Genomic DNA, 22,807 nt, shown 5'->3' on the forward strand with positions numbered 1-22,807 from the left:
TCAGTGGTGGTGCACCGCCCTGAACCAGGCGTTGGCCGCCGGGCGGAACATCAGGACCGCCGCCGTGAGCGCCGCCGCGAGATGCAGCACACAGCCGGCGCCCGCCAGGACGTCGGCGACGTCCGGGGGCCACTCGGCGGAGCCGTCCGCCCACGCGGTGAGCGACGGCGTGAAGGGCGAGCCGAGCAGGGACAGCGTGCCGGTCGCCCCGAGCCCGCAGGCCAGCGCCCAGCGGGCCCACCGGGCGCCACGGCGCATCCGCACCGCCACCAGGACGGCGGCCGAGAACACCGCCATGTGGAACGGCAGGGAGGGCAGGAGCGACAGCCCGTCGACGGCCGTCATGAAGACGCCCGCGGCGGCCGCGGTGAGCCAGAGCGCGAACGCCGCCCTGACCGCGCCGGGAGCCGGTGGCCCGTCGGCGCCCGGCAGCATGCGGGCCAGCGCCGGGGCCAGGAGCCGCTGTTCGTGCGAGCGGGGCCGGGGGCGAGGGGCGCGGGGTGGCTCGGCGCCGGGCGGCGGGGGCTCGGCGGTGGTCGGCAGCGGCTCGGCGCCGGACGGCAGTGGCTCTGTGCCGGGCGGTAGTGGCTTTGTGCCGGACAGCAGTGGCTCTGTGCCGGGCGTCGGCGGCGAGGGGTTCGTCACGTCGGGGTGGTGCGGCATGGGGCGCCTCTCAGGTGGGGCCGGATCCGGTCCTCCGATCCTTCCGGCCCCGCGGCGCCGGGGCACGCCCGTCCGCCCCCGACTTCCCGGTGGTGCCAGCCACCCTCCCGACCAGGGTGAACGCCACCGTGTCGGAACCGTCCCGCGCGACTGCCGGACCTGACGCTGGGTACCCGCCGTGGCACGTCGGACCCGGCGAACCGAGCCGAAGGGAATCCCCATGAACGACGTACGGACGGTACGGGCCGGCCGCCGCACCGTGGAGCTGCACCGGCCGCAGAAGGTCCTTTTTCCGGTCCACGACGCCAAGGGCAAGGAGGACGGCAAGGGCGCGGGCGAAGGCAGAGGCAAAGGCAGCGGTTCGGGCCTCACCAAGGCGGACCTCTTCGACTACTACCGGTCCGTCGCGCCGTTCATGCTGCCCCACCTGCGCGACCGGCCCCTCATGCTGGAACGGCACCCGGACGGCGTCGAGGGCCCCCGCTTCATGCAGAAGGACACCCCGGACCACTATCCGGACTGGATCACCCGCGCCGAGGTGGCCAAGCAGGACGGCACCGTCACCCACACCGTGTGCGACGACACGGCGACGCTCCTCTTCCTGGCCGACCAGGCCTGCGTCACCCTGCACCGCTGGCTCTCCCGCACCGGCCGCATCGACCGCCCGGACCGGCTCGTCTTCGACCTCGACCCCGCCGAGGACGACTTCGGCACCGTGCGCGACGCCGCCCACCTCCTCGGCGAGCTCCTCGACCAGATGAACCTGCCGTCGGCCCTCATGACGACGGGCTCGCGCGGACTGCACGTGATCGTGCCCCTCAACGGGAACCACGACTTCGACGACGCCCGCGCCTTCGCCAAGGACGTCGCCGACACCCTCGCCGAGGCCCACCCCGAGCGGCTCACCACGGCGCCGCGCAAGAAGGACCGCGGCGACCGGCTCTACCTCGACGTGCAGCGCAACGGGTACGCGCAGACCGCCGTCGCCCCGTTCTCCGTGCGGGCCACGCCTGGGGCGCCGGTCGCCGTGCCCATCTCCTGGGAGCAGCTCGACGACCCCGCGGTGCACGCCCGCAGCTGGACGATCGACACCGCCGTGGAGCAGGCCCGCACCGAACCGTGGGCCGGCGTCCCGCGCTCGGGACGGGCTCTTGGGCCCGCCCGCCGGAAGCTGCGGGCGCTCCGCGGCTGAGCACGTTTGGCCAAGGCTCAACGGGTAACCCGGTGGAGGAGGTGAACATGGCCAATACACCCCGTAAAACCACAGACAGCAAGACAACGGATGAAAAGGCATCGAGCAGCGAGAAGGAATCGCTGCCGGGCCCCATGGCAGTCCTCCGCAACGCCCGCGAGCAGCTTGCCGAGTTGACCGGGATGACCCCCGAATCGGTGTCGTCCTTCGAACGCACCGAAGACGGCTGGCTGCTGGAGATAGAGGTTCTGGAGCTGTCCCGTGTCCCCGACACGATGAGCCTCCTCGCGAGCTACGAGGTGCAGCTCGATCCGCAGGGCGAGCTCACGGGCTACCGGCGGCTGCGCCGCTACGAGCGCGGACGCTCGGAGCCCCGCGGAGCGGGCGGCTAGGGCCGAGAGAACGACCGGACAAGGCACGACCCGAAAGCAGGACAAGACCAAGGAGGCACCGTCGGCATGACCGTAGTCCCGGCACAACAGTCCGGCGGCGGAGGCGGCACGAGTGGCCTGTACGACGTCGTGGAGCTCATCCTCGACCGAGGACTCGTCATCGACGCCTTCGTACGCGTGTCGCTCGTCGGCATCGAGATCCTGAAGATCGATGTCCGTGTCGTCGTCGCGAGCGTCGACACCTACCTCCGGTTCGCCGAGGCGTGCAACCGTCTCGACCTGGAGACCGGACAGAAGAAGGACCCGGGCCTGCCCGGCCTCGTGGGCGAGATCACGGAGTCCGGCGCCAAGGGCAAGTCGAAGGGCGCGCTCTCCGGAGCCGCCGAGACCATATCGGACGCTTTCAAGCAGTCCCGTGAAGAAGGCGAGCGCCAGAGCGAGGAGCGGCCGAGGGCCCGGCGCTCGACCTCCCGCCGGAAGGAGGAGCAGGAGTGACCACGTACGTCTACGGCATCGCGAGCAGCTCCCACCCGGCGCTGCCCGACGGCATGGAGGGCATCGGCCGGCCGGCCTGCCCCGTGCGCGTCCTGAAGAACGGCGACCTCGCGGCCATCGTGAGCGACGCCCCCGAGGACCTCAAGCCCAAGCGGCGCGACCTGCTCGCGCACCAGAACGTCCTGTCGGAGGCCGGCGCGGCAGGGTCCGTGCTCCCGATGCGCTTCGGCAGTCTCGCCCCGGACGACGAGACGGTCGTCTCCGTGCTGGGCGAGCGGGCCGGTCACTACGAGGAGCGGCTGCGCACCCTCGACGGCAAGGTCGAGTACAACGTGAAGGCCACCCATCACGAGGAGGCCGTGCTGCACCAGGTGCTGGCCGAGAACCCGGACCTGCGGGCGATGGTCGAGGCCAACCAGCGTGCGGGCGGCGGCACCCACGAGCAGAAGCTGCAGCTGGGCGAGGCGATCACCAACGGAGTGCGGGCCCGCGAGGCGAGCGACGCCGTCGAGGTGCGGCGCGCGCTGGAACCGACGGCCGAGGCGGTCGGCGACGGCCCCGAGGGCACCGGCTGGCTGGCGAACATCTCGTTCCTCGTGGACCGCAAGACGTCCGAGGGCTTCCTCTCGGCCGTCGAGGAACTCCGCGCCACGCAGCCGCACTTGGACCTGCGGGTGCACGGGCCGCTGCCTCCCTACAGCTTCGTCGACCCGGGGCCTTCCGAGCCCGCGGAGTGATGACGGCATGGGGCTCATAGGGGAACTGCTCATGCTGCCTCTGGCCCCTGCCCGCGGCTCCCTCTGGGTGCTCAGGCAGGTCGTCGACGAGGCGGAGCGGCAGTACTACGACCCCTCGGCGATCCGTCGTGAACTCTCCCGCCTCGAGGAGCTCCTGGAGGCGGGGGAGATCGACGAAGCCGAGTTCGAGCGGTGCGAGGACCAGCTCCTCGACCGACTGCAGCAGAGCACAGGACAGGACTTCTGATAATGAACCGACTTGCAGTAGGCCTGGCCGTGGGCGCGGGATACGTCCTCGGGCGCACGAAGAAGGCGAAGTTCGCGTTCGCCGTCGGCAGCATGGTGGCGGGCAAGCGGCTCAATCTGAGCCCCAAAGCGCTGGGCCAGATGGTGACCCAGCAGCTGGAGAACAATCCGCAGTTCAAGGAGATCGGCGACCAGCTGCGCCAGGATCTGCGGGGCGTGGGCAAGGCCGCCACCGGATCCCTCCTCAACCGGCAGCTGGAGGGCCTCGCCGACCGGCTGCACGACCGCACCCTCGGCGTCCAGGACCGCATGTCCGGCGTCGTGCCGGACGAGGTCAAGGGCGGCGACGGCAAGCGCGACCGTGACGCGGACGACGACGACCACGACGACGAAGAGCCCGCGTCCGAGCGGGACGCCGACGCCGAGGCCGATGCGGGCGCCGACTCCGACTCCGACTCCGACCGGTCCGGGCAGCAGCGCAAGAAGGCGCCGGCCAAGAGGAGCGCGCCGAAGGCAGGCGCGAAGACCGCGTCGAAGACGGCCGCGAAGAAGGCTCCGGCCAAGAAGACCGCGCAGAACACGGCCCGCAAGACCGCCCAGAAGAAGACGGCCGCAGCGTCCCGCGGGACCGCCCGCAGGGCGACCTCGTCGGCCCGCTCCGGCGGCAGGACGAAGGGAGGCAGTGACCATGGCTGAATCACCCCTGAGCAACATCACGCGCAGCCCCGCTGCCGACCGCCTGAAGGAGGAGGCGCAGGCCTACCTCATGGCGCAGGCCGAGCGCATGCTCGTCGGCGTCGGGCACCGGCTCGGTGACGCCACCGTCAAGCTGAACGACATCGCGGACGGCAAGAGCCCCGGCTTCGGCAAGCTCGCCGCACAGGCGGGCAAGAAGGTCACCGAGGGCAAGGGCCCGGTGCGCAGCGCCCTGGAACTCGGCGGCAGCCACCTGAAGGACAAGGTCACCGACGCTTTCAAGGGCATCGGCGGCGGCAAGCGCAAGAAGGGCGGCGCGGGCCAGAAGCCGACGGTCATCCTGGAGTACATCGACGTCGGCGTGCCGCTGCGCGAGGCGTACGACCAGTGGACCCAGCACCAGGAGTTCTCCACCTTCGCCAAGGGCGTCAAGGGCGCCACCGTGGCGAACGACACGGACTCCGACTGGCAGCTGAAGGTGTTCTGGTCCAGCCGCAGCTGGAAGGCGCACACCACCGAGCAGGTGCCGGACCAGCGCATCACCTGGACCTCCGAGGGCGGCAAGGGGACGACCAAGGGCGTCGTCACCTTCCACTCGCTCGCCGAGAACCTCACCCGGGTACTGCTCATCATCGAGTACTACCCGAAGGGCCTCTTCGAGAAGACAGGCAATATCTGGCGCGCCCAGGGCCGCCGGGCCCGCCTCGACCTCAAGAACTTCGCCCGGCACATCACGATGCGCGGCGAGGCGAGCGACGGCTGGCGCGGCGAGATCCGCGACGGCGAGGTCGTCCGCAGCCACGAGGACGCGGTGGCCGAGGAAGAGGAGCGGGACGAGGACGAGCGGAACCAGAACGAGGAAGGCGCGGAGGACGCGTACGAGGACCGGGACGAGCAGGACACCGAACCCGAGTCCGAGGCCGAGTCCGACGAGGAGCCGGAGGACGAGCCGGAGTCCGAGTACGACGAGGACGAGGACGAAGAGGACGAGCGCGAGGACGAGCCGGCCGAGGAGTACGAGGACGAGGAGGACGTCCCCGAGGAGGAGCTCGAGGAGGACGAACCCGAGGCCGAGTACGAGGACGAGCCGGAGTCCGAGGAGTACGAGGACGAGCCCGAGGCCGACGACGGGAAGCAGCGTGAGTACGCCGGGTCGTCCGGCGGGCGGGACCGTCGATGACGGCGTCCCCCGGCGGCAGTGGCCTTCCCGGCCCGTACGGCAGCGGCGGTGGCGGGGCCAACCTCGCCGACATCCTCGAACGCGTCCTGGACAAGGGCATCGTCATCGCCGGTGACATCAAGATCAACCTGCTCGACATCGAACTGCTCACCATCAAGCTCCGCCTGATCGTGGCCTCGATCGACAAGGCCAAGGAGATGGGCATCGACTGGTGGGAGGACGATCCGGCGCTGTCCTCCGGGGCACGCCGCGCCGAACTCGCCCGGGAGAACGCCGAGTTGAGACGGCGCCTGGAAGAGGTCGAGGAGCGGGAAGCCCTTGAGCCGGCCGAGGCCAAGACCGCGGCCAAGACCGAGGCCAAGACTGGGGCCAAGACCGGGGCCAAGGCCAAGGAGGAGACACGTGAACGCCGCGAACGCTGACCCGCACGGCGGCGGACCGCACCACGACGACCTGCGGTACGTCTACGCGGTCTGCCGCCCCCTCGCCGCGCCGCTCGCCGCCGACCTCACCGGGGTCGGCGGCGTGCCGCCCCGGCAGCTCGTCCACGGGGACCTGGTCGCCCTGGTCGGGCCGGTGCCGGAGCGGGACTTCGCGGAGAAGCCGCTGCGCGCGCACCTCGAAGACCTGGACTGGCTCTCCGAGACGGCCCGCGCGCACCAGCGCGTCATCGACGCGCTCACCACCGTGACCTGCCCGCTGCCGCTGCGCCTCGCGACCGTCTTCCGGGACGACAGCGGCGTACGCGCGATGCTGGAGGACGGGGCGGAGCGCTTCCACCGCGTCCTCGAACGCATCGATGGGCGCGTGGAGTGGGGCGTGAAGGTGTACATGGAGAACGCCGAGGACGCCAAGGACACGGCGGGCGAGGAGACGGAGGCGGCCCCCCGGACCGGGCGGGACTACCTGCGCCGCCGGCGCAGTCAGCGCACGGCGCAGGAGGAGAACTGGCAGCGGGCCGAGGGCTTCGCGCGGGAGCTGCACGAGCGGCTCTCGGGGCAGGCCGACGACTCCCGGCTGCACGCCCCGCAGAACTCGGAGCTGTCCCGCACGCCGGGCCGCAACGTGCTCAACGCGGCCTATCTGGTGTCCCGCACGCATTCCGAGGAGTTCGTCGAGCTCGTGGACCGCACCAAGGACGAGGGTGCGGGGACGGGCGGGCTCCGGGTGGAGCTGACGGGGCCGTGGGCGGCGTACTCCTTCACGGGTGACGCGAACGACGAGGAGGACACGACCGCATGACCGTCGTCGAACGCAGGGAAGTCGCCCTGGTCGACCTGCTCGACCGGCTCCTCGCGGGCGGCGTGGTCATCGCGGGTGACATCACCCTGCGGATCGCGGACGTCGACCTCGTGCGCATCGACCTGAACGCCCTGATCAGCTCGGTCAACGAGCAAGTGCCCTCGCCGTGGCCGGAGTTGGAGTGACCCCCATGAGCACAGAAGCGGACCCCGTGCGTACCGAAGCAGACCGCATGCGTGCGGAAGCGGATCCCGTGCGTGCGGAAGCAGATCCCATGCGTGCGGAAGCAGACCGCGTGCGTACAGACGCAGAGCCGAACACCGACCGCCGCAAGCGCATGGACCTCGACCCCGACACCATCGAGCGGGACCTGGTCAAACTGGTGCTGACCATCGTCGAACTGCTGCGTCAGCTGATGGAGCGGCAGGCCGTGCGCCGCTTCGACACCGGCGAGCTGACCGAGGACCAGGAGGAGCGGATCGGCCTCACGCTGATGCTCCTGGAGGACCGGATGGCCGAGCTCCGGGGGCGGTACGGGCTGCGGCCCGAGGACCTGAACCTGGACCTCGGACCGCTCGGACCGCTGCTCCCCAGGGAGTGACACGCGACGGGGCCGAAGGACGGACGCGTCACTTCCGGCAGAGCACCTCCCCGTGCAGCACCGCGAACCACGCGTCCTCCCGCGCGCCCCACTCCCGCCACGCCGCGGCGATCGCGCGCAGCCGCTCCGCGTCCGTGTGGCCGGCCTCCACGGCGCGCTCGGCATACGTGGAGTCGACCGTACGGTCCGCCCACAGCCCGCTCCACCAGGCGCGCTCGTCCTGCGAGCTGTAACACCAGGTGTCCGCGGTCGCCGTGACGTCCGTGAAGCCGGCCTCCAGGGCCCAGGACTTGAGACGGCGTCCCGCGTCGGGCTCGCCGCCGTTGGCGCGGGCCACCTGCCGGTAGAGGTCCAGCCACTCGTCCATGACGGGTGTCCGCGGGTGCCAGGTCATCGCCTCGTAGTCCGCGTCGCGCACCGCGACGATGCCGCCCGGCTTGCAGACCCGCCGCATCTCGCGCAGCGCCCGGACCGGATCACCGACGTGCTGGAGCACCTGATGGGCGTGGACGACACAGAACGAGTCGTCGGGGTAGTCGAGGTCGTGCACGTCGGCCACCGCGAACTCGACGTTCTCCACGCCGCGTTCGGCCGCGGTGGCGCGAGCCCGGTCCAGGATGCCGGGGGCGCGGTCCACGCCGGTGACCCGGCCGTCCGGGACCAGCGCGGCCAGATCGGCGGTGATGGTGCCCGGCCCGCACCCGATGTCGAGGACCGTCATGTGCGGCTTCAGCGAACCGACCAGATAGGCGGCCGAGTTGGCGGCGGTGCGCCAGGTGTGGGAACGCAGCACGGACTCGTGGTGCCCGTGCGTGTAGACAGCGGTCTCCTGCGGCATGGCGGAACTCCTTCGTGTGCGCGTACGAAGACCGTACGCCGCCATGCCGAATAGTGAGACCTGCGTATCAGTATGTGGTCAGACGGAGGTGGCGGGCACCCTCAGCGGAGGTTGCTCAGCGGGCGGTAGACGGTCAGCGCCTCCGGCAGCTTGTCGATCAGCAACGAACCCTGCACGTGCGTCACTTCACCGTCGAACGCGACCGCCGTGCCCTCGCCGAGCCCGTCCACCCGCAGCCTGGGCAGCCGCGCGGCCGCCTGCGCGGGGGAGCGCACCTCGGGCCCGGTCAGCGCGGCGGCCAGCAGCCGGGCGCCCGGCCTGCGCCCGCCGTGCACGATGCGCACGTCGAGCAGACCGTCCGCCAGGTCGAGCCTGCGGCCCGGGGTGAAGCCCGGCCGGTGGTACGTGCAGTTGCCGGCGAACAGCATCCACAGCGCCCGGTCCTTGCCGCGGAACTGGGCGGTCAGCGGGTGCTCGTCGGAGCGCAGGATCTTGAGCGCAGCGAGCACCGACGCGGGCTTGCCGCCGATACGGGGCGACCAGTGCTCCCGCTGCCGCACCAGCTCCGGGTACACACCCAGGCTGAACGTGTTGAGGAAGTACCCCTCCTTGGGCTCCCCGGACTTCGACCCCTCCGCGGTGAAACGGCCGACGTCGACGGCGACCGCGTCGCCCGCCTCCACCGCACCCGCCAGATCGCGGGCGTCCTCGACCCCGAGGTCGTACGCGAAGTGGTTCAGGGTGCCGCCGGGCAGCACCGCGAGCGGCAGACCGTGGTGGAGCGCGACGCGGGCCGCGGCGTTGACCGTGCCGTCGCCGCCGCACACCCCGAGGACCTGCGCGCGGGCCGCCGCCTTCTCCAGCTCGGCGCCCACGTCGGCGGGCTCCGCGACGACGACCTCCGCCTCCGGCAGCGCGTCGCGCAGCGCCTTCACGCGCTGCGGGGTGCCCGCGCCGGTGTTGGTCACCAGGACCAGACCGGCCCCGCCCGGCAGCGCGGGCGCCGTCACCCGGGGCCGTCCCGGCGGCGCCAGCTGCGCCCGCGTCGGCACCAGACCCCGCACCGCGAACGCCGCGCCCGCGCCCAGCGCGCCGCCCACCAGGACGTCGCTCGGGAAGTGCGCCCCGGTGTAGATGCGGGAGACCGCGACGGCGGCAGCGAGCGGCGCGACGGCCGCACCCCAGGCCCGCGACTCCAGCGCCACCCCCGTGGCGAACGCGGCGGCGGACGCGGCGTGGCCGGAGGGGAAGGACGTGGTGATGGGCTGCCGCTTGAGCTGGCGTATCAAGGGCACCGAGTCGAGCAGCGGCCGGGCGCGGCGCACCGAGCGCTTGCCCAGCGTGTTGATCGTCGCGGAGGCCAGTGCCAGGGAGGCCACGCCGCGCACGGCGGCGCGCCGGGCGCGCGGGGTCCGGGTCGCGGTGATCGCCGCGGCCGTCGCGAACCACAGCACGCCGTGGTTGGCGCTCTGGCTGAGCCCGGGAAGGACCCGGTCGGCGCCGGGCCAGTGCCGCGTGGCCACCGCTTCGAAGAGCCGGCTGTCGAAGGAGACCAGACGGGCCTTGACCGGGCGGTGCCCGGCGGCGGGACGGGACAGGTCGAGACCGGAGACGTCCGGGGAGTCAGCGCACATGGCGCTCACGTACCCCCGCCTTCGCCGTTCAGGCCGCCCCGGCGGGGAAACGGTTTGCCCGGGCACCCGTCGGACACGGAGAATCCCGCTCATGGGACATCTGGAAGCCGCACACCTCGAGTACTACTTGCCGGACGGGCGGGCGCTGCTCGGTGATGTCTCCTTCCGGGTCGGCGAGGGCGCGGTCGTCGCCCTGGTCGGGGCGAACGGCGCGGGCAAGACCACCCTGCTCCGGCTCATCTCCGGCGAGCTCCAGCCGCACGGCGGCAGTGTCACCGTCAGCGGCGGCCTCGGCGTGATGCCGCAGTTCGTCGGCTCAGTGCGCGACGAGACCACCGTGCGCGACCTGCTCGTCTCCGTCGCCCAGCCGCGGCTCCGGGCGGCCGCGAAGGCCGTCGACGCCGCCGAGCACGCGATCATGACGGTCGACGACGAGGCCGCCCAGATGCGGTACGCCCAGGCGCTCTCCGACTGGGCGGAGGTCCAGGGGTACGAGGCCGAGACGCTGTGGGACATCTGCACCACGGCCGCGCTCGGCGTCCCCTACGACAAGGCCCAGTTCCGCGAGGTGCGCACCCTCTCCGGCGGTGAGCAGAAGCGCCTCGTCCTGGAGGCCCTGCTGCGCGGCACCGACGAGGTGCTGCTCCTCGACGAGCCGGACAACTACCTCGACGTCCCCGGCAAGCGCTGGCTGGAGGAGCAGCTCAAGGAGACCCGCAAGACCGTCCTGTTCGTCTCCCACGACCGGGAGCTGCTCGCCCGCGCCGCCGAGAAGATCGTCAGCGTCGAGCAGAGTCCCGGGGGCGCCGACGCGTGGGTGCACGGCGGCGGCTTCGGGACGTTCCACGAGGCCCGCAAGGAACGCTTCGCCCGCTTCGAGGAACTGCGCCGCCGCTGGGACGAGAAGCACGAGCAGCTGAAGAAGCTGGTCCGCACCCTGCGCCAGGCCGCCGACGTCAGCCACGAGATGGCGTCGCGCTACCACGCGGCCCAGACCAGGCTCCGCAAGTTCGAGGAGGCGGGACCGCCGCCCGAGCCGCCGCGCGAGCAGGACATCACCATGCGGCTGTCCGGCGGACGCACCGGCGTACGGGCCGTGACCTGCGAGAACCTCGAACTGACCGGCCTGATGAAACCCTTCGACCTGGAGGTCTTCTACGGCGAGCGGGTCGCCGTCCTCGGCTCGAACGGCTCGGGCAAGTCGCACTTCCTGCGGCTGCTCGCGGGCGACTCCGAGAATCCGGTGGCGCACACCGGGCTGTGGAAGCTCGGCGCGCGCGTCGTGCCCGGCCACTTCGCGCAGACCCACTCCCATCCCGAGCTGATGGGCCGCCCGCTCCTGGACATCCTGTGGCGCGAGCACGCGCAGGACCGCGGCGCCGCGATGTCCCGGCTGCGGCGGTACGAGCTGACGCGGCAGGCCGAGCAGAAGTTCGAGCGGCTCTCCGGCGGCCAGCAGGCCCGCTTCCAGATCCTGCTGCTCGAACTGCAGGGCTGCACGGCGCTGCTCCTCGACGAACCCACGGACAACCTGGACCTGGAGTCCGCCGAGGCGCTGCAGGAAGGCCTCGAGGCCTTCCAGGGCACGGTCCTCGCCGTCACCCACGACCGCTGGTTCGCCCGCTCCTTCGACCGCTATCTGGTCTTCGGCAGCGACGGCCGGGTCCGCGAGACGCCGGAGCCGGTGTGGGACGAGCGGCGGGTCGACCGCGTGCGGTAGACCCGCCGCCCGACCGGGACCGGCGGTCTCAGCCGAAGAACGCCGGGGATGTCGGGGGCGTCGGGAACGCCGGGGACACCGGCTTCGTGGGCTTGACGCCCGGTGCCGCCCGGCACGTCACGTCCTTCGCCGGCAGCCTGCCGGTGACCAGGTAGGCCGTGGCGGTGTCCTCCGCGCACCGGTTGGCCGGGCCCGCGGACATGCCGTACACGACGCCGTGCCCCTCGCCCTCGTCGACGGTCAGCAGCCGGGACCCCTTGAGCGCGCGGTGCATGCCGCGCGCGGCCGACAGCGGGGTCTGCGAGTCCCACTCGTTCTGCACGATCAGCGAGGCGACGTCGTTGTCCACCTTCGTGAGGGGCTCCACGGGACGGTCCCAGAAGGCGCACGGGTTGATGTTGGACGCGAAGTCGCCGAACAGCGGGTAGCGGGCGGCGTCACGGACCGAGTCGCGGCGGTACGTCTCCGGATCGCGCGGCATGGGCGCGTCACCGCACACGACGGTCCAGAGCGCCGAGACCAGGTTGTCCGTGCTCTCCGGCTCGGTCGGGAAGTCGGGGACCGGTTTGCCCGCGGCGGCGTCCTTCAGCATGCCGACGAGTTCGGCGGCGTTGCGCACGGTGAAGAACTCGCGGCGCAGGAAGCCGCGGATGTCGGTGCCGGTGAGCTTGGCCGTGCCCACGTCGATCGGGTCACGGTCGGCCCGCTCCACCAAGTCCCAGAAGGTCCGGGAGACTTCGGCCGGCGTCTTCCCCAGGTCGTACGTCGCCGAGTGCGCGGCGGTCCACCGCGTCCACCGTGCGAACGCGGGCTCGACCTCCGGCGCCCACACCTGGAACATCTTCCGCCACATCAACTTGGGGTCGACGGCGCTGTCCAGGACGAACCGGTCGGCGCGCCGGGGGAACAGCTGCGTGTAGACGGACCCGAGCGCGGTTCCGTACGAGACGCCGTAGTACGAGATCTTCTTCTCGCCGAGGACGGCCCGCAGGACGTCCATGTCCCGTGCGGTGTTGCGGGTCGTCATGTGCGAGAGTGCCGGGCCCGTCTCCTTGCGGCACTTGTCCGCCACGGTCCTCGCCCGGGCGACGTTCTCGCCGAAGGGCCGGTAGGGGCGCGGGAACCGCATCTCTTCGTCGGTGAGCCCGCAGTTGACGGGGGTGCTCCGCCCGATGCCGCGGGGGTCGAACCCGATGAGGTCGTACCGGTCGGTCACGGCCTTGGGCATGGTCTTCGTGAAGTACAGCGGCAGGTCGAGTCCCGGGCCGCCGGGTCCGCCCGGGTTGGAGAGCAGGACGCCGCGGCGCTTGCCGGGGTCGCCCGCCCTGATCCGGGATATCGCGACGTCGATGGCGGCGCCGCGGGGGTCGCGGTAGTCGAGCGGCACCTTGATGGTGGCGCACTGGTAGGCGGCGGGCGTGTCGGGCCCGCACCGCTTCCAGTCCGGCTTCTGGTCGGTGAAACGGCTCAACGGCCGGCTCTCGGTGTCCTGCCGGGGCGCGGCCGAGGCCGGCAGCGCGGTGAGGCCGGGCACCAGTACGGCGGTGACGCCGAGGGCGAGGAGCGGTAAGCGGCGGCGTCTCGGTACGGAGTGGGGCACGTGGGCGGTCCTTCCCGTCGAAATGTTCTGCCGCTCGGGTGGACGCGGAAACAGCGCCCTCCGCCTCCCCGGCAGGCGCCGCTGTTTCAGGACAATCACGGGGTTCCTGTACGCGCCGGTTCACCCGTGCGGTGCGCGCGCGGCCCGCGCCCGGTGCATCCTGGGTAGTACGGGTCCAGCGGGTACCCGGGAAGCAGGGAGCGCCGCGACAGAGCGATCGGACAGCGATCGCCCGCAGAGCGATCGGAGCGATCCATGAACGGAGTCGATCCGGGCAGGCTGGACGACCAGCAGCTCATCAAGGAGCTGGAGACGATCCACCGCACCCGCCACAGCACCCTGCTGCACGGCTCGAACGACGCCCTGCGGGCCCACAACGACCGCATGGCGCAACTCGAAGGCGAGTACCTGCGCCGCCACCCGCGCAGGTCGGTGGCCGGGGGCCGGACCCGCGCGGGCGCGCGGGAGAGAGGAACCACGAGCTCATGACGGACAACCGGACACTGCTGGAGCGGCACGGCGAAGCGCTCGACCTGTTCACCGACCGCGTGCACGCCGTCCGGGCCGACCAGTGGGACGCCCCGACGCCCTGCACGGACTGGACCGTGCACGACCTGGTCAACCACCTCGCGTCCGAGCAGCTGTGGGTACCGCCGCTGCTCCGCGACGGCGCCACCACGGAATCCGTGGGCGACGCCTTCGACGGCGACATGCTCGGCCCCGACCCGGTCGCCTCCTGGGACACGGCGTCCGCCGCCTCACGCGCCGCGTTCCGCGAGGAGGGCGCCCTCGACCGCACCGTGCACCTGTCCTCCGGAGAGGCGTCGGCACCGTTCTACGCCGGGCAGATGATCACCGACCTCGTGGTGCACGCATGGGACCTGTCCCGCGCGATCGGCGCCGACGAGACCCTGCCCGAGAGCCTCGTCGCGTTCGCGCTGGCCGAAGTGAAGCCGTATGCGGCCGAGTTGGAGAAGAGCGGCCTCTTCGCCCCGGCGGTCGAGCCGCCCGCCGACGCCGACGAGCAGACGGAACTCCTGAACCTCCTCGGCCGCGAGGCCTGAGGCCGTCGCCGAGATCACCACTGAGATCACCACTGGGAACACCACTGAGATCGCCGTTCCGCCGTCTTTCGGCTCGCGAACAGAGGGAACCTGATGTTCATGAGAGTCGGAGTGGTGGATGTGGGTTCGAACACGGTGCGGCTCGTCGTCGCGGACGCCGACGGGCAGGTGCCGTTGCCGGTCCACACGGTGAAGAGACGCCTGCGGCTGGGAGAGCAGCTGGACGGCGAGGGGCGCCTCGGCGAGGAGCCGGTCCGCGAACTGGTCGCCGCGGTGCGCGACGTACAGGAGGAGGCGCAGCGGTGGGGGGTGTACGAACCCTTCGCCTTCGTCACCTCGGTCGTGCGGGACGCCCCGAACCGGGCCGAGGTGCTCGAAGCGGTGGAGGCAGGCACCGGGATCCGGCTGCGCACCCTGTCGGGCGAGGCCGAGGCGGAGCTGACGTTTCTCGCCGCCCGCAGGTGGATGGGGTGGCGCGCGGGGCCGCTCGTGCTCTTCGACATCGGCGGCGGTTCCCTCGAAGTGGCCTTCGGGCGCAGCCGCCTGCCCGACTACGCGGCCTCGCTGCCGCTCGGGGCGAGGCGGCTGACACAGGACCTCTTCGACGGCCAGGACCCGCCCCGGCCCGAGGACGTGAAGGCGGTACGCCGTCAGGTGCGCCACCAGCTGCGGGACGTGGCCGCCCGGATCCGCTGGGAGATGCCGCACACGGCCGTCGCCACGTCCCGCACGTTCCAGCAGCTGGCCAGGTTGTGCGGCGCCGCGCCCGGCCGCTACGGCCCGTTCGTGGAGCGTCAGCTGGGCCGCGTCGAACTCGGCAGGGCGCTGAAGGAGCTGGCATCGCTGCCCGCCGAGCGGCGCGCCCAGCTGCCCGGCATCTCGGCGGCGCGCGCCGGTCAGTGCGTGGCCGGCGCGGTGGTCGCCCACACGGCGATGAAGCTGACCGGCATCGAGGAGGTCACCGTCTGCCCCTGGGCCCTGCGCGAAGGCATCCTGCTCCGCTACATCGAGGACGGTGACGCGGACTGGTGGGCCGGTGAGCACGTGCACACGGGAGACACGAGCCGCACCGCCCGGATGCTGCTGCCGCTGCCCGCGGGAACCTGACCGCGGGGACCTGACCGCGGGGACCTGAGACGCGACCCGGGCGCGCCCCGGGACGCGCCCTGAAGGGGATCAGCCGGACTGCGGCTTCGCTCCCTTGGCGAACTCCGCGAGGAACGCCTCGCAGAACGCCTTGAGGTCGTCGGGCTTGCGGCTGGTGATGAGCGTGTTGGGGCCGCCCGTGCAGACCTTGACCTGCTCGTCGACCCAGGTGCCGCCCGCGTTGCGGATGTCGGTCTTGAGGCTCGGCCAGGAGGTCAGGGTGCGGCCGCCCAGCACGTCGGCCTCGACGAGCGTCCAGGGGGCGTGGCAGATGGCCGCGACCGGGAGGCCGCTGTCGAAGAAGTCCTTCACGAACGCCACGGCCTTGGCGTCCGTGCGCAGGTAGTCCGGGTTGGCGACGCCGCCGGGCAGGACGAGCCCGTCGAACGCGTCGGCCCGGGCGTCGGCCACGACCTCCTGGACGGGGAAGGTGTCCGCCTTGTCGAGGTGGTTGAAGCCCTGGATCTCGCCGGGGTCCGTGGATACGAGGACGGCCTCACCGCCCGCGTCCCGGACGGCCTGCATGGGGTCCGTGAGTTCGATCTGCTCGACGCCCTCGGGCGCTACGAGGAACGCGATGCGCTGCGGCATGGCGGGGTCGTCCTTTCTGCTGGCACTGATTCTGTACGGAGACGCCCGTGCATGTGATTCAAGGGCGATGGCACCCGATGGCGCCCCGTACAAGATCTGATTGTCCGTATGAGCAGGGTTTAAACCCTTTCGTCCGGACCCCCGTCAGGAGCCGCGCGGCTGATGTCGGCGAGTGCCGACGTCGGATCCTGCGACACCGCGAGGTCGCCGAGGCTCACCATCCCCACCGGGTGGCCGTCCTCGACGACGGGCAGCCGCCGCACCGCGTGGTCGCGCATCAGCCCGATGGCCTCCGACACCGCGTCGTCGGGGGTCACCACCACCGGGTTGGGCGTGCACACGGCCTGCGCGCTGACCGTCAGCGGATCCGCGCCGTCCGCCACGGCACGCAACGCGATGTCCCGGTCGGTGAGCACGCCCAGAACCCGTCCGCCCGCCGCGACCAGGACGTCACCGATGTCCTGGGCACGCATCAACTGTGCCGCTTCGACGAGAGACGCGTCGGGGCGTACCGCCACGACACCCGGCGTCATGACGTCCCTTACGTAATCAGCCATGGCTGAGCCTTCCTGCTGACGTGCGCCGTAGTTCCGCGTGCTGACTCCGCCGCAGTACCCCTGAGCCCCGAAGCCATGCCTCCGCGGGGGAGCCCTAGGACCGCTGCCCGCGGTCCTTGCGCCCCGCCCCCGGCAGGAATTCCTGCACCTTCGCCTTCAGCCCCTGCTTGACCATCGACGCCCGGTCCGCGTCACCCTTGAGGATCGACGACGCGGTGGCCTCCATCTGGTCCCACGTCGCGTGCGGCGGGACCGGCGGCACCGCCGGGTCGGTGCGGAAGTCGATCACCACAGGGCCGCTCGCGTCGAGCCCGGCGCGCCACGCCGCCTCCACGTCCTCGGGGCGCTCCACGCGGATCCCGGTCAGACCGATCGAGCGGGCGAACTCCGCGTACGGCACATCCGGCAGCGACTGCGACGGCAGGAACGACGGGGCGCCCTCCATCGACCGCATCTCCCACGTCACCTGGTTCAGGTCCTGGTTGTTCCACACGCCGACGACCAGCCGCGGGTCCTCCCAGCGGTGGCGGTACTTGGCGGCGGTGATCAGCTCCGCCATGCCGTTCATCTGCATCGCGCCGTCACCCACCAGAGCGATGGCGGGACGGTCCGGGTGCGCGAACTTCGCGCCGATCGCGTACGGCACACCGCAGCCCATCGTCGCCAGGGTGCCCGACAGGGAGGCGCGCATGTCGCCGCGGAAGGTGAGATGGCGGGCGAACCAGTTCGCCACCGAGCCCGAGTCGGAGGTCACGATCGCGTTGTCGGGGAGCAGCGGGTCCAGGGCGCGCGCCACGAACTCCGGATTGACGGGGTCGGCGGAGATCCCGGCCCTGCGCTCCATCACCCCGTGCCAGCGCGTGACGTTCGCACAGATCTCGTCGTACCACTCGCGGCACACCTCACGGCGGTCCTTGTCGATGAGCGGGATCAGCTCGCGCAGCGTCACCCGCGCGTCGCCGACGAGGTTCACCTCGTACGGGTAGCGCATCCCGATCATGTGCGGGTCGATGTCGATCTGCACGCCGCGCGCCGACCCGAACTCCGGCAGGAACTGCGAGTACGGGAAGCTGGACCCGATCGTCAGGAGCGTGTCGCAGTCGCGCATCAGCTCGTAACTGGGGCGGGTGCCGAGCAGCCCGATCGAGCCCGTGACGTACGGGAGTTCGTCGCTCAGCGCGTCCTTGCCGAGCAGCGCCTTCGCCACGCCCGCGCCGAGCAGCTCCGCGATCTCCTCGACCTCCGCGCGCGCCCCCGCCGCGCCCTGGCCGACCAGGATGGCCGCTTTCTCGCCGGAATTGAGGACCTCCGCGGCGCGCTCCAGGGCCGTCGGCGAGGGCATCGCGGTCCAACTGGCGCGGTCGAGGCTGGAGGGGACCATCTTGAAGGCGTGCGGGGGCGGCGAGTACTCCAGCTCCTGCACGTCGCCGGGGACGATCACGGCGGTCGGGCAGCGGCGCGCGTACGCGGTGCGGATCGCCCGGTCCAGGACGTTGGGCAGCTGCTCGGGGACCGTCACCGTCTCCACGAAGTCGCCCGCCACGTCCTTGAACAGCGTGTGCAGGTCGACCTCCTGCTGGTACGAGCCGCCCATCGCGCTGCGGTCGGTCTGCCCGACGATGGCGAGGACCGGCACGTGGTCGAGCTTCGCGTCGTACAGGCCGTTGAGCAGATGAACGGCCCCCGGGCCCGACGTCGCGACGCACACCCCGAGGCGCCTGCCGAACTTGGCGTACCCGACGGCCTGGAACGCCGACATCTCCTCGTGCCGCGACTGCACGAAACGCGGCCGGTCCTCGGCCCTGCCCCACGCGGCGAGCAGACCGTTGATGCCGTCACCCGGATAGCCGAAGACCTGCTCCACGTCCCAGGCGCGCAGCCTCTCCAGAATGTGGTCGGCGACCTTGACGTTCATGCGGAACCCTCCGGTCGAAACGGAAAACGGCAGTGCCGTCCGGGTGTCCTGCCGGACCGGGGGGAAACCTGACGGGTGTTTGCTGCCGAAGGCGCGGGGCAGGCGGAGGAGAGTGCTTCGGACCGGAGGCACGTCCGTGGGAGCGTCCCTGACGCTCGCCTCCCGGGTGTGCCCCGTGGAGGTCCGACGTGCACACACTCCCGCGGTGACCGTCCATCCCAAGGCACCCACAAGGGAGTTGCGACGCACCATGCGATCCCACACCAGCACTGCAGTAGCCGCGAGGCCCAGGCGTCACCCGCACGACGACGCCCCCGACACCGCGGAAGCCTTCGACCGCCTCGTCGAACTGGCACCGGGACCCGAGCGGGACACCCTGCGCCAGGAGATCGTCCAGGCCTGGCTCCCCATGGCGGAACGGCTCGCAGGCCGCTTCCGCAACCGCGGCGAATCCCTCGACGACCTGCGGCAGGTCGCGGCCCTCGGTTTGGTCAAGGCCGTCGACCGCTACGACCCGCGGCGCGGCACCGCGTTCGAGAGCTACGCGGTCCCCACCGTCACCGGTGAGATCAAGCGGCACTTCCGCGACCACATGTGGACCCTGCACGTGCCGCGCCGCGTCCAGGACCTGCGCAACCGCGTGCGGTTCGCCCGCCAGGACCTCTCCCAGACGGTCTCCGGGCGCGCCCCCACCACCGCCGAGATCGCCACCCACGCGCAGATGAGCGAGGAGGACGCCAAGGCCGGCCTGGAGGCGCTCGACAGCTTCACCGCGCTCTCCCTCGACGCCGAACTCCCCGGCAGCGAGGACGGCTACTCGCTGAGCGACGCCTTGGGCGGCCCCGACCCGGCGCTCGACGTCGTCGTCGACCGCGAGGCCGTCAAGCCGCGCATCGCGCAGCTCCCCGAGCGCGAACGGACCATCCTCTACATGCGGTTCTTCGGCGACATGACGCAGAGCAGCATCGCCGACGAGATGGGCATCTCCCAGATGCACGTCTCACGGCTGATCAGCCGCTGCTGCGACCGGCTGCGCGACCAGGTCATGCGGGACGCGGCCTGACGCCCCGCCGCATGGCGAGTGCGATGTGCCGTGACATCACGTCGACCGCCCGCGCCTCGGCCATCGAGAAGGCGAGCCGCGCGCCGCTGCGGAAGAGCGTGAGGACGCCCTCCACCGGCCCGTGCGTGCGGGCGGTCAGCGGCACACACAGCAGGGACGTGACCTCGGCGCGGACGAGTACGTGCGCGCCGGACGCGTCCCTGCCGAACGCGTCCGGGTCCTCCGGGCGCACCTGAAGCGAGGCCGCCCCGCCGCGTGCCGCCTCCACGACGAGGGGGCACGCGGCGGGGTTCTGCGCGAGGACGTCGGCGGCCGGTGCGTCCGGCGGTCCGAGGACCGTCGAACGCCGCGGCCGGGCGGCGCCCTCGTCGGCGATCACCCAGTCCGCGAACCGTCCGTGCAGCACCCCGGCGGCCGCATCGAGGACGGCCGCGCCGTCCCCCGCGGGCGCGGAGAGCAGCGCCGACGTCATGGCGTCCATCAGGTCGAGCTGGGCCGCGTGCCGGGTCGCCTCACCGAGGTCGGGGGCGGGCCCCCGGACGCTCGGCCGCTGCTGGGCGTGGTCCTTCGTGGGTTGCAGCACGACGAGGACCGAGGTGCGCGGCTCGGCGCCGGGGCGCAGCGCGGTGAGGGTCGCACGGACCGGGGTGCCGGGGCTCTGCTGGAGGTGCACGTTCAGGCTCCGGTCGCCCTCGCCGCGGGCGACGGCCGCGGTCTGCGTACGGAACGCGACCCGGTCCGCGTGCATCAGGAACCCGGTCAGCGGCCGGCCCGTCGCGTAGCCCGCGCGGACACCGGTCAGACCCGTCGCGGCGAAGTTCATGCGCCGCACCACGGTCTCCCTGTCGACCAGCGCGACCGGCAGCGGCATCCGCTGGAACAGGGACCGCAGCAGCCGCTGCTCGCCACGGTCCGACGTGGCGTCGTCCCACTGGCCGTTCACGGCGAGCCGCTCGTACGTGGGCCACAACCGGGCCGCCACATGGTCCAGTTCGAAGAGCGCCGCGTCCAGGACGGTGCTGAGGTCACCGGCCGGGACGGAGCGCGCCGACCTCAACTCGGCGACACGGCGCAGGAAATCCGCGAGCTCTTCACCGAACTCCTCCATCTGGGACATGGGTCGAACCTATCCGCTGCGACCGTTTTCCGCGGGCCGTGCAGGGAAGCCGAGGGGGAGAGGAGGAACAGTCATGGCGCCCATGCCCGACCCGGACCTGCTCCGACCGGAGTCGTCCCTGCCCGGCCGCAGGCTGTCCGAACTCGCCGAGCAGGCCGCACGCTGCACCCCCGCCTGCTGCGGCGCGAGCACGACGGTTTCCGACGGCGGCGACGGACAGCCCATAGCCGTCACCCACCCCGACCTCGCCGGCCTCGTCTCGGTGCAGCTGCGCTCCGGCGACGGCCCCATCCCCGCCGCAGAGGAGCAGGGCGTACCCGTCGACGCGGAGGACCTGCTGCGGGACGAGCGGTGGCCCGAGTACCGGGCCATGGCCCTCGACGCGGGCGTACGGTCCTCCGTCACGCTGCCCTTCCAGCGCGGCGGGCTCACCGTCACCCTGACCCTGTTCAGCTTCCGCTCCGGAGCGCTCGACGACCCCGAGCACGGGCCCGCCCAGGCACTCGGGGACCTCGCCACGACGAGCTTCGTGCGCGACCGGCACTACCGCGCCGTGCTGACCGAGCTGGACCAGCTCGGCACGGCCCTGCGGACCCGGCCCGTCGTGGACCAGGCGTCCGGGATCGTCATGCACGTCCTGGGCTGCGACGCGGACACCGCCTTCGGAGTGCTGCGACGGATCTCCCAGACCACCAACCGCAAGCTGGCGGACGTCGCCGCCGCGCTGGTCGAGACGAAGGGCCGCGGCCTGGAACGCGAACTGGTCTCCCTGGCCCGCTGACGGCGCCGGTGGCGGCGCAGGCCTGTCGGGGATACGTATGGATACGTACCGCGGACCAGCGCGGCGGACCCGTACGGCACGGAGGCAGGGATGCGGCGCACGGAGACGGAGGGCCGCGGACCCGTCCGGTACGGGCCCCCGCAGCCGGAGCCCGGCCTCCCGGTCCTGCCCGAGCTCGCGGCGGCCGCCGCGGCGGCCGCGGGCCGCTCCCCGGCCGAGCCCGCCGGCGGCGGCCCCGCGCTCCTCGACGCCGCGAGCGGCTACTGGGCCCGGCGCGGTCTGCCCGGGGAGCGCGGCCAGGTCGTCGCCGCACCCGGCGCCCCGCTCCTCCTGCTCGCCCTCACCGCGGCCCTCGGCGGCGACGTCCTGCTGCCCCGCCCCTGCCCCGCCTGGTGGGCGCCGCAGGCGCGGCTGCTCGGCCGCGGCGTCTACCACGTGCCGACACCCGCCGAGTGCGGCGGCGTCCCCGACCCGTACGCCCTCCTGGAGACCGTCCGCCGTATCCGCGCCGAGGGCGGAAGACCCCGGCTCCTCGTGCTCTCCGTGGCCGACGACCCGACCGCCACCGTGCCGCCGCCCGAAGTGCTCCACGAGGCGGTGGAGGCCGCCGCGGGCGAAGGCCTGCACATCGTCAGTGACGAGACGTGGCGCGACACCCTGCACCACCCCCGCGACACCGTCCTGATCGGACCCGCCGAGATGGACCACGAGCGGGTGACCGTGCTCTGCGACCTCGCTGGGCCCTTCCTGCCCCCGGCACTGCCCGCCGCTGTCGCCCGCTTCCCCGCCACCGCGGCGGGCGCCGCCCTGCGCGCCCGCACCCTCGACGTCCTCACCGCGCTCGGCGCCACCCTCGCCGCACCCGCCGCGGCGGCGGCGTCGTACGCACTCGGCGAACCGGACCCGGTCGTCGAACGGCTCGCCGCCGCCGTCCGGCTGCACGCGCGCGTGGCCGACGCGGCCCAGCACGCCCTGCTCGCCGCGGGCGCCCTCGTCAGGCCGCCGCAGGCGGGCCGCCACCTCTACGCCGACCTCGGCCCCCTGCGCTCCGCGCTCGCCGCACGGGGCGTCGGCGACGCGCAGGACCTGGAGGACCACCTCGGCGCACGCCTCGGGATGCCCGCACCGGGCGGGCACCGCTTCGGCGACGACTTCGACGCCCTGCGCGTACGGCTGTCCACGGGGCCTCTCCTCGGCTCGACCCAGGCGGAACGCCAGGCGTCGCTCACCGCACCGGACCCTCTGGTGCTGCCGCACGTGAAGCGGGCGCTGACCCTGTTCGGCGCGGCCTTCGACGACCTCGCGGACCACCACAGCGAGGTCTAGGGCCGGACAGG

General features: G+C 72.4%; 26 protein-coding genes. 18 read left to right on the forward strand and 8 right to left on the reverse strand.

Annotated elements, in window-relative coordinates; genetic code table 11:
* Nucleotides 1-663, reverse strand: coding sequence for a hypothetical protein (locus AC07DO_RS29630; protein ID WP_479063788.1), 663 nt, complete (start codon nt 661-663; stop codon nt 1-3).
* 214 nt (nt 664-877) lie between these two features.
* Between AC07DO_RS29630 and ligD the strand changes: the two genes are divergently transcribed.
* From ligD to AC07DO_RS29685, 11 genes are all read left to right on the forward strand, one after another.
* Nucleotides 878-1,855, forward strand: coding sequence for a non-homologous end-joining DNA ligase (gene ligD, locus AC07DO_RS29635; RefSeq protein WP_479064185.1), 978 nt, complete (start codon nt 878-880; stop codon nt 1,853-1,855).
* Nucleotides 1,856-1,902: 47 nt separating this feature from the next.
* On the forward strand, nt 1,903-2,247 hold the full coding sequence (locus AC07DO_RS29640; RefSeq protein ID WP_479063789.1) for a gas vesicle protein GvpO: 345 nt from the start codon (nt 1,903-1,905) through the stop codon (nt 2,245-2,247).
* Nucleotides 2,248-2,313: 66 nt separating this feature from the next.
* Nucleotides 2,314-2,742 carry a gas vesicle structural protein GvpA gene (locus AC07DO_RS29645; protein WP_150215162.1) on the forward strand — a complete coding sequence of 143 codons (429 nt, stop codon included), beginning with the start codon at nt 2,314-2,316 and terminating at the stop codon, nt 2,740-2,742.
* Nucleotides 2,739-3,479: a GvpL/GvpF family gas vesicle protein gene (locus AC07DO_RS29650; RefSeq protein ID WP_479063790.1), complete on the forward strand. Its 741-nt coding sequence runs from the start codon at nt 2,739-2,741 to the stop codon at nt 3,477-3,479. The genes AC07DO_RS29645 and AC07DO_RS29650 overlap by 4 nt, the downstream gene beginning before the upstream one ends.
* Before the next feature lie 7 nt (nt 3,480-3,486).
* Nucleotides 3,487-3,726: a gas vesicle protein GvpG gene (locus AC07DO_RS29655; protein WP_150174161.1), complete on the forward strand. Its 240-nt coding sequence runs from the start codon at nt 3,487-3,489 to the stop codon at nt 3,724-3,726.
* Between the two features lie 2 nt (nt 3,727-3,728).
* Nucleotides 3,729-4,421, forward strand: coding sequence for a DNA primase (locus AC07DO_RS29660; RefSeq protein WP_479063791.1), 693 nt, complete (start codon nt 3,729-3,731; stop codon nt 4,419-4,421).
* Nucleotides 4,414-5,601: an SRPBCC family protein gene (locus AC07DO_RS29665; RefSeq protein ID WP_479063792.1), complete on the forward strand. Its 1,188-nt coding sequence runs from the start codon at nt 4,414-4,416 to the stop codon at nt 5,599-5,601. Before AC07DO_RS29660 ends, AC07DO_RS29665 begins: the two co-directional genes overlap by 8 nt.
* Nucleotides 5,598-6,023 carry a gas vesicle protein gene (locus tag AC07DO_RS29670; protein ID WP_479063793.1) on the forward strand — a complete coding sequence of 142 codons (426 nt, stop codon included), beginning with the start codon at nt 5,598-5,600 and terminating at the stop codon, nt 6,021-6,023. The genes AC07DO_RS29665 and AC07DO_RS29670 overlap by 4 nt, the downstream gene beginning before the upstream one ends.
* Nucleotides 6,004-6,843 carry a GvpL/GvpF family gas vesicle protein gene (locus AC07DO_RS29675; RefSeq protein WP_479063794.1) on the forward strand — a complete coding sequence of 280 codons (840 nt, stop codon included), beginning with the start codon at nt 6,004-6,006 and terminating at the stop codon, nt 6,841-6,843. Before AC07DO_RS29670 ends, AC07DO_RS29675 begins: the two co-directional genes overlap by 20 nt.
* The gene (locus AC07DO_RS29680) at nt 6,840-7,028 is read left to right on the forward strand and encodes a gas vesicle protein (RefSeq protein WP_098245919.1); all 189 of its coding nucleotides are present in this window, start codon (nt 6,840-6,842) and stop codon (nt 7,026-7,028) included. Before AC07DO_RS29675 ends, AC07DO_RS29680 begins: the two co-directional genes overlap by 4 nt.
* 152 nt (nt 7,029-7,180) lie before the next feature.
* A complete protein-coding gene (locus AC07DO_RS29685) occupies nt 7,181-7,444 on the forward strand; it encodes a gas vesicle protein K (protein WP_479064187.1) in 264 nt (87 codons plus the stop codon).
* Between the two features lie 28 nt (nt 7,445-7,472).
* Here the strand turns inward: AC07DO_RS29685 and AC07DO_RS29690 are convergent, their stop codons facing one another.
* Both AC07DO_RS29690 and AC07DO_RS29695 read right to left on the reverse strand, forming a co-directional pair.
* Complete coding sequence (locus AC07DO_RS29690) at nt 7,473-8,282, reverse strand: methyltransferase domain-containing protein (protein WP_479063795.1); 810 nt, start codon at nt 8,280-8,282, stop codon at nt 7,473-7,475.
* A 101-nt stretch (nt 8,283-8,383) separates the two neighbouring features.
* Nucleotides 8,384-9,916 carry a phosphatase PAP2 family protein gene (locus AC07DO_RS29695; protein WP_479063796.1) on the reverse strand — a complete coding sequence of 511 codons (1,533 nt, stop codon included), beginning with the start codon at nt 9,914-9,916 and terminating at the stop codon, nt 8,384-8,386.
* Between the two features lie 91 nt (nt 9,917-10,007).
* Here AC07DO_RS29695 and AC07DO_RS29700 point away from each other — a divergent pair, with 91 nt between their 5' ends.
* Nucleotides 10,008-11,636, forward strand: a complete 1,629-nt coding sequence (locus AC07DO_RS29700) for an ABC-F family ATP-binding cassette domain-containing protein (protein WP_479063797.1) — start codon at nt 10,008-10,010, stop codon at nt 11,634-11,636.
* A 28-nt stretch (nt 11,637-11,664) separates the two neighbouring features.
* On the opposite strand, the gene AC07DO_RS29705 is transcribed toward AC07DO_RS29700, so the two are convergent.
* Entirely contained in the window at nt 11,665-13,236 is a 1,572-nt protein-coding gene (locus AC07DO_RS29705) for an alpha/beta hydrolase (RefSeq protein WP_479063798.1), read from the reverse strand.
* Nucleotides 13,237-13,491: 255 nt separating this feature from the next.
* Between AC07DO_RS29705 and AC07DO_RS29710 the strand changes: the two genes are divergently transcribed.
* The 3 genes from AC07DO_RS29710 (at nt 13,492) to AC07DO_RS29720 (ending at nt 15,407) form a co-directional block, all read left to right on the forward strand.
* Complete coding sequence (locus tag AC07DO_RS29710) at nt 13,492-13,725, forward strand: DUF6158 family protein (protein ID WP_479063799.1); 234 nt, start codon at nt 13,492-13,494, stop codon at nt 13,723-13,725.
* Nucleotides 13,722-14,300 (forward strand): TIGR03086 family metal-binding protein, encoded by a 579-nt coding sequence (locus AC07DO_RS29715; RefSeq protein WP_479063800.1) that lies wholly within the window; start codon nt 13,722-13,724, stop codon nt 14,298-14,300. Before AC07DO_RS29710 ends, AC07DO_RS29715 begins: the two co-directional genes overlap by 4 nt.
* A 99-nt stretch (nt 14,301-14,399) precedes the next feature.
* Nucleotides 14,400-15,407, forward strand: a complete 1,008-nt coding sequence (locus tag AC07DO_RS29720; RefSeq protein WP_479063801.1) for a Ppx/GppA family phosphatase — start codon at nt 14,400-14,402, stop codon at nt 15,405-15,407.
* A 69-nt stretch (nt 15,408-15,476) separates the two neighbouring features.
* Here AC07DO_RS29720 and AC07DO_RS29725 read toward each other — a convergent pair whose 3' ends face one another.
* The 3 genes from AC07DO_RS29725 to AC07DO_RS29735 all read right to left on the reverse strand — a co-directional run bounded on the left by AC07DO_RS29725 (nt 15,477) and on the right by AC07DO_RS29735 (nt 18,509).
* Nucleotides 15,477-16,037, reverse strand: a complete 561-nt coding sequence (locus AC07DO_RS29725; RefSeq protein ID WP_479063802.1) for a type 1 glutamine amidotransferase domain-containing protein — start codon at nt 16,035-16,037, stop codon at nt 15,477-15,479.
* A 119-nt stretch (nt 16,038-16,156) separates the two neighbouring features.
* Nucleotides 16,157-16,594 carry a CBS domain-containing protein gene (locus tag AC07DO_RS29730; RefSeq protein ID WP_479063803.1) on the reverse strand — a complete coding sequence of 146 codons (438 nt, stop codon included), beginning with the start codon at nt 16,592-16,594 and terminating at the stop codon, nt 16,157-16,159.
* A 94-nt stretch (nt 16,595-16,688) separates the two neighbouring features.
* The gene (locus tag AC07DO_RS29735; RefSeq protein ID WP_479063804.1) at nt 16,689-18,509 is read right to left on the reverse strand and encodes a thiamine pyrophosphate-requiring protein; all 1,821 of its coding nucleotides are present in this window, start codon (nt 18,507-18,509) and stop codon (nt 16,689-16,691) included.
* A 250-nt stretch (nt 18,510-18,759) separates the two neighbouring features.
* Here AC07DO_RS29735 and AC07DO_RS29740 point away from each other — a divergent pair, with 250 nt between their 5' ends.
* Nucleotides 18,760-19,572, forward strand: coding sequence for an RNA polymerase sigma factor SigF (locus AC07DO_RS29740; RefSeq protein WP_479063805.1), 813 nt, complete (start codon nt 18,760-18,762; stop codon nt 19,570-19,572).
* On the opposite strand, the gene AC07DO_RS29745 is transcribed toward AC07DO_RS29740, so the two are convergent.
* A complete protein-coding gene (locus tag AC07DO_RS29745; protein WP_479063806.1) occupies nt 19,553-20,689 on the reverse strand; it encodes a PAS domain-containing protein in 1,137 nt (378 codons plus the stop codon). The genes AC07DO_RS29740 and AC07DO_RS29745 overlap by 20 nt on opposite strands.
* Before the next feature lie 82 nt (nt 20,690-20,771).
* On the opposite strand from AC07DO_RS29745, the gene AC07DO_RS29750 reads away from it, so the two are divergent.
* A complete protein-coding gene (locus AC07DO_RS29750; RefSeq protein WP_479064189.1) occupies nt 20,772-21,470 on the forward strand; it encodes an ANTAR domain-containing response regulator in 699 nt (232 codons plus the stop codon).
* Nucleotides 21,471-21,560: 90 nt separating this feature from the next.
* Nucleotides 21,561-22,796, forward strand: a complete 1,236-nt coding sequence (locus tag AC07DO_RS29755) for an aminotransferase class I/II-fold pyridoxal phosphate-dependent enzyme (RefSeq protein WP_479063807.1) — start codon at nt 21,561-21,563, stop codon at nt 22,794-22,796.
* The last annotated feature ends 11 nt before the right edge of the window (nt 22,797-22,807 follow it).

It is taken from the genome of Streptomyces sp. NPDC045678, from assembly GCF_056432085.1.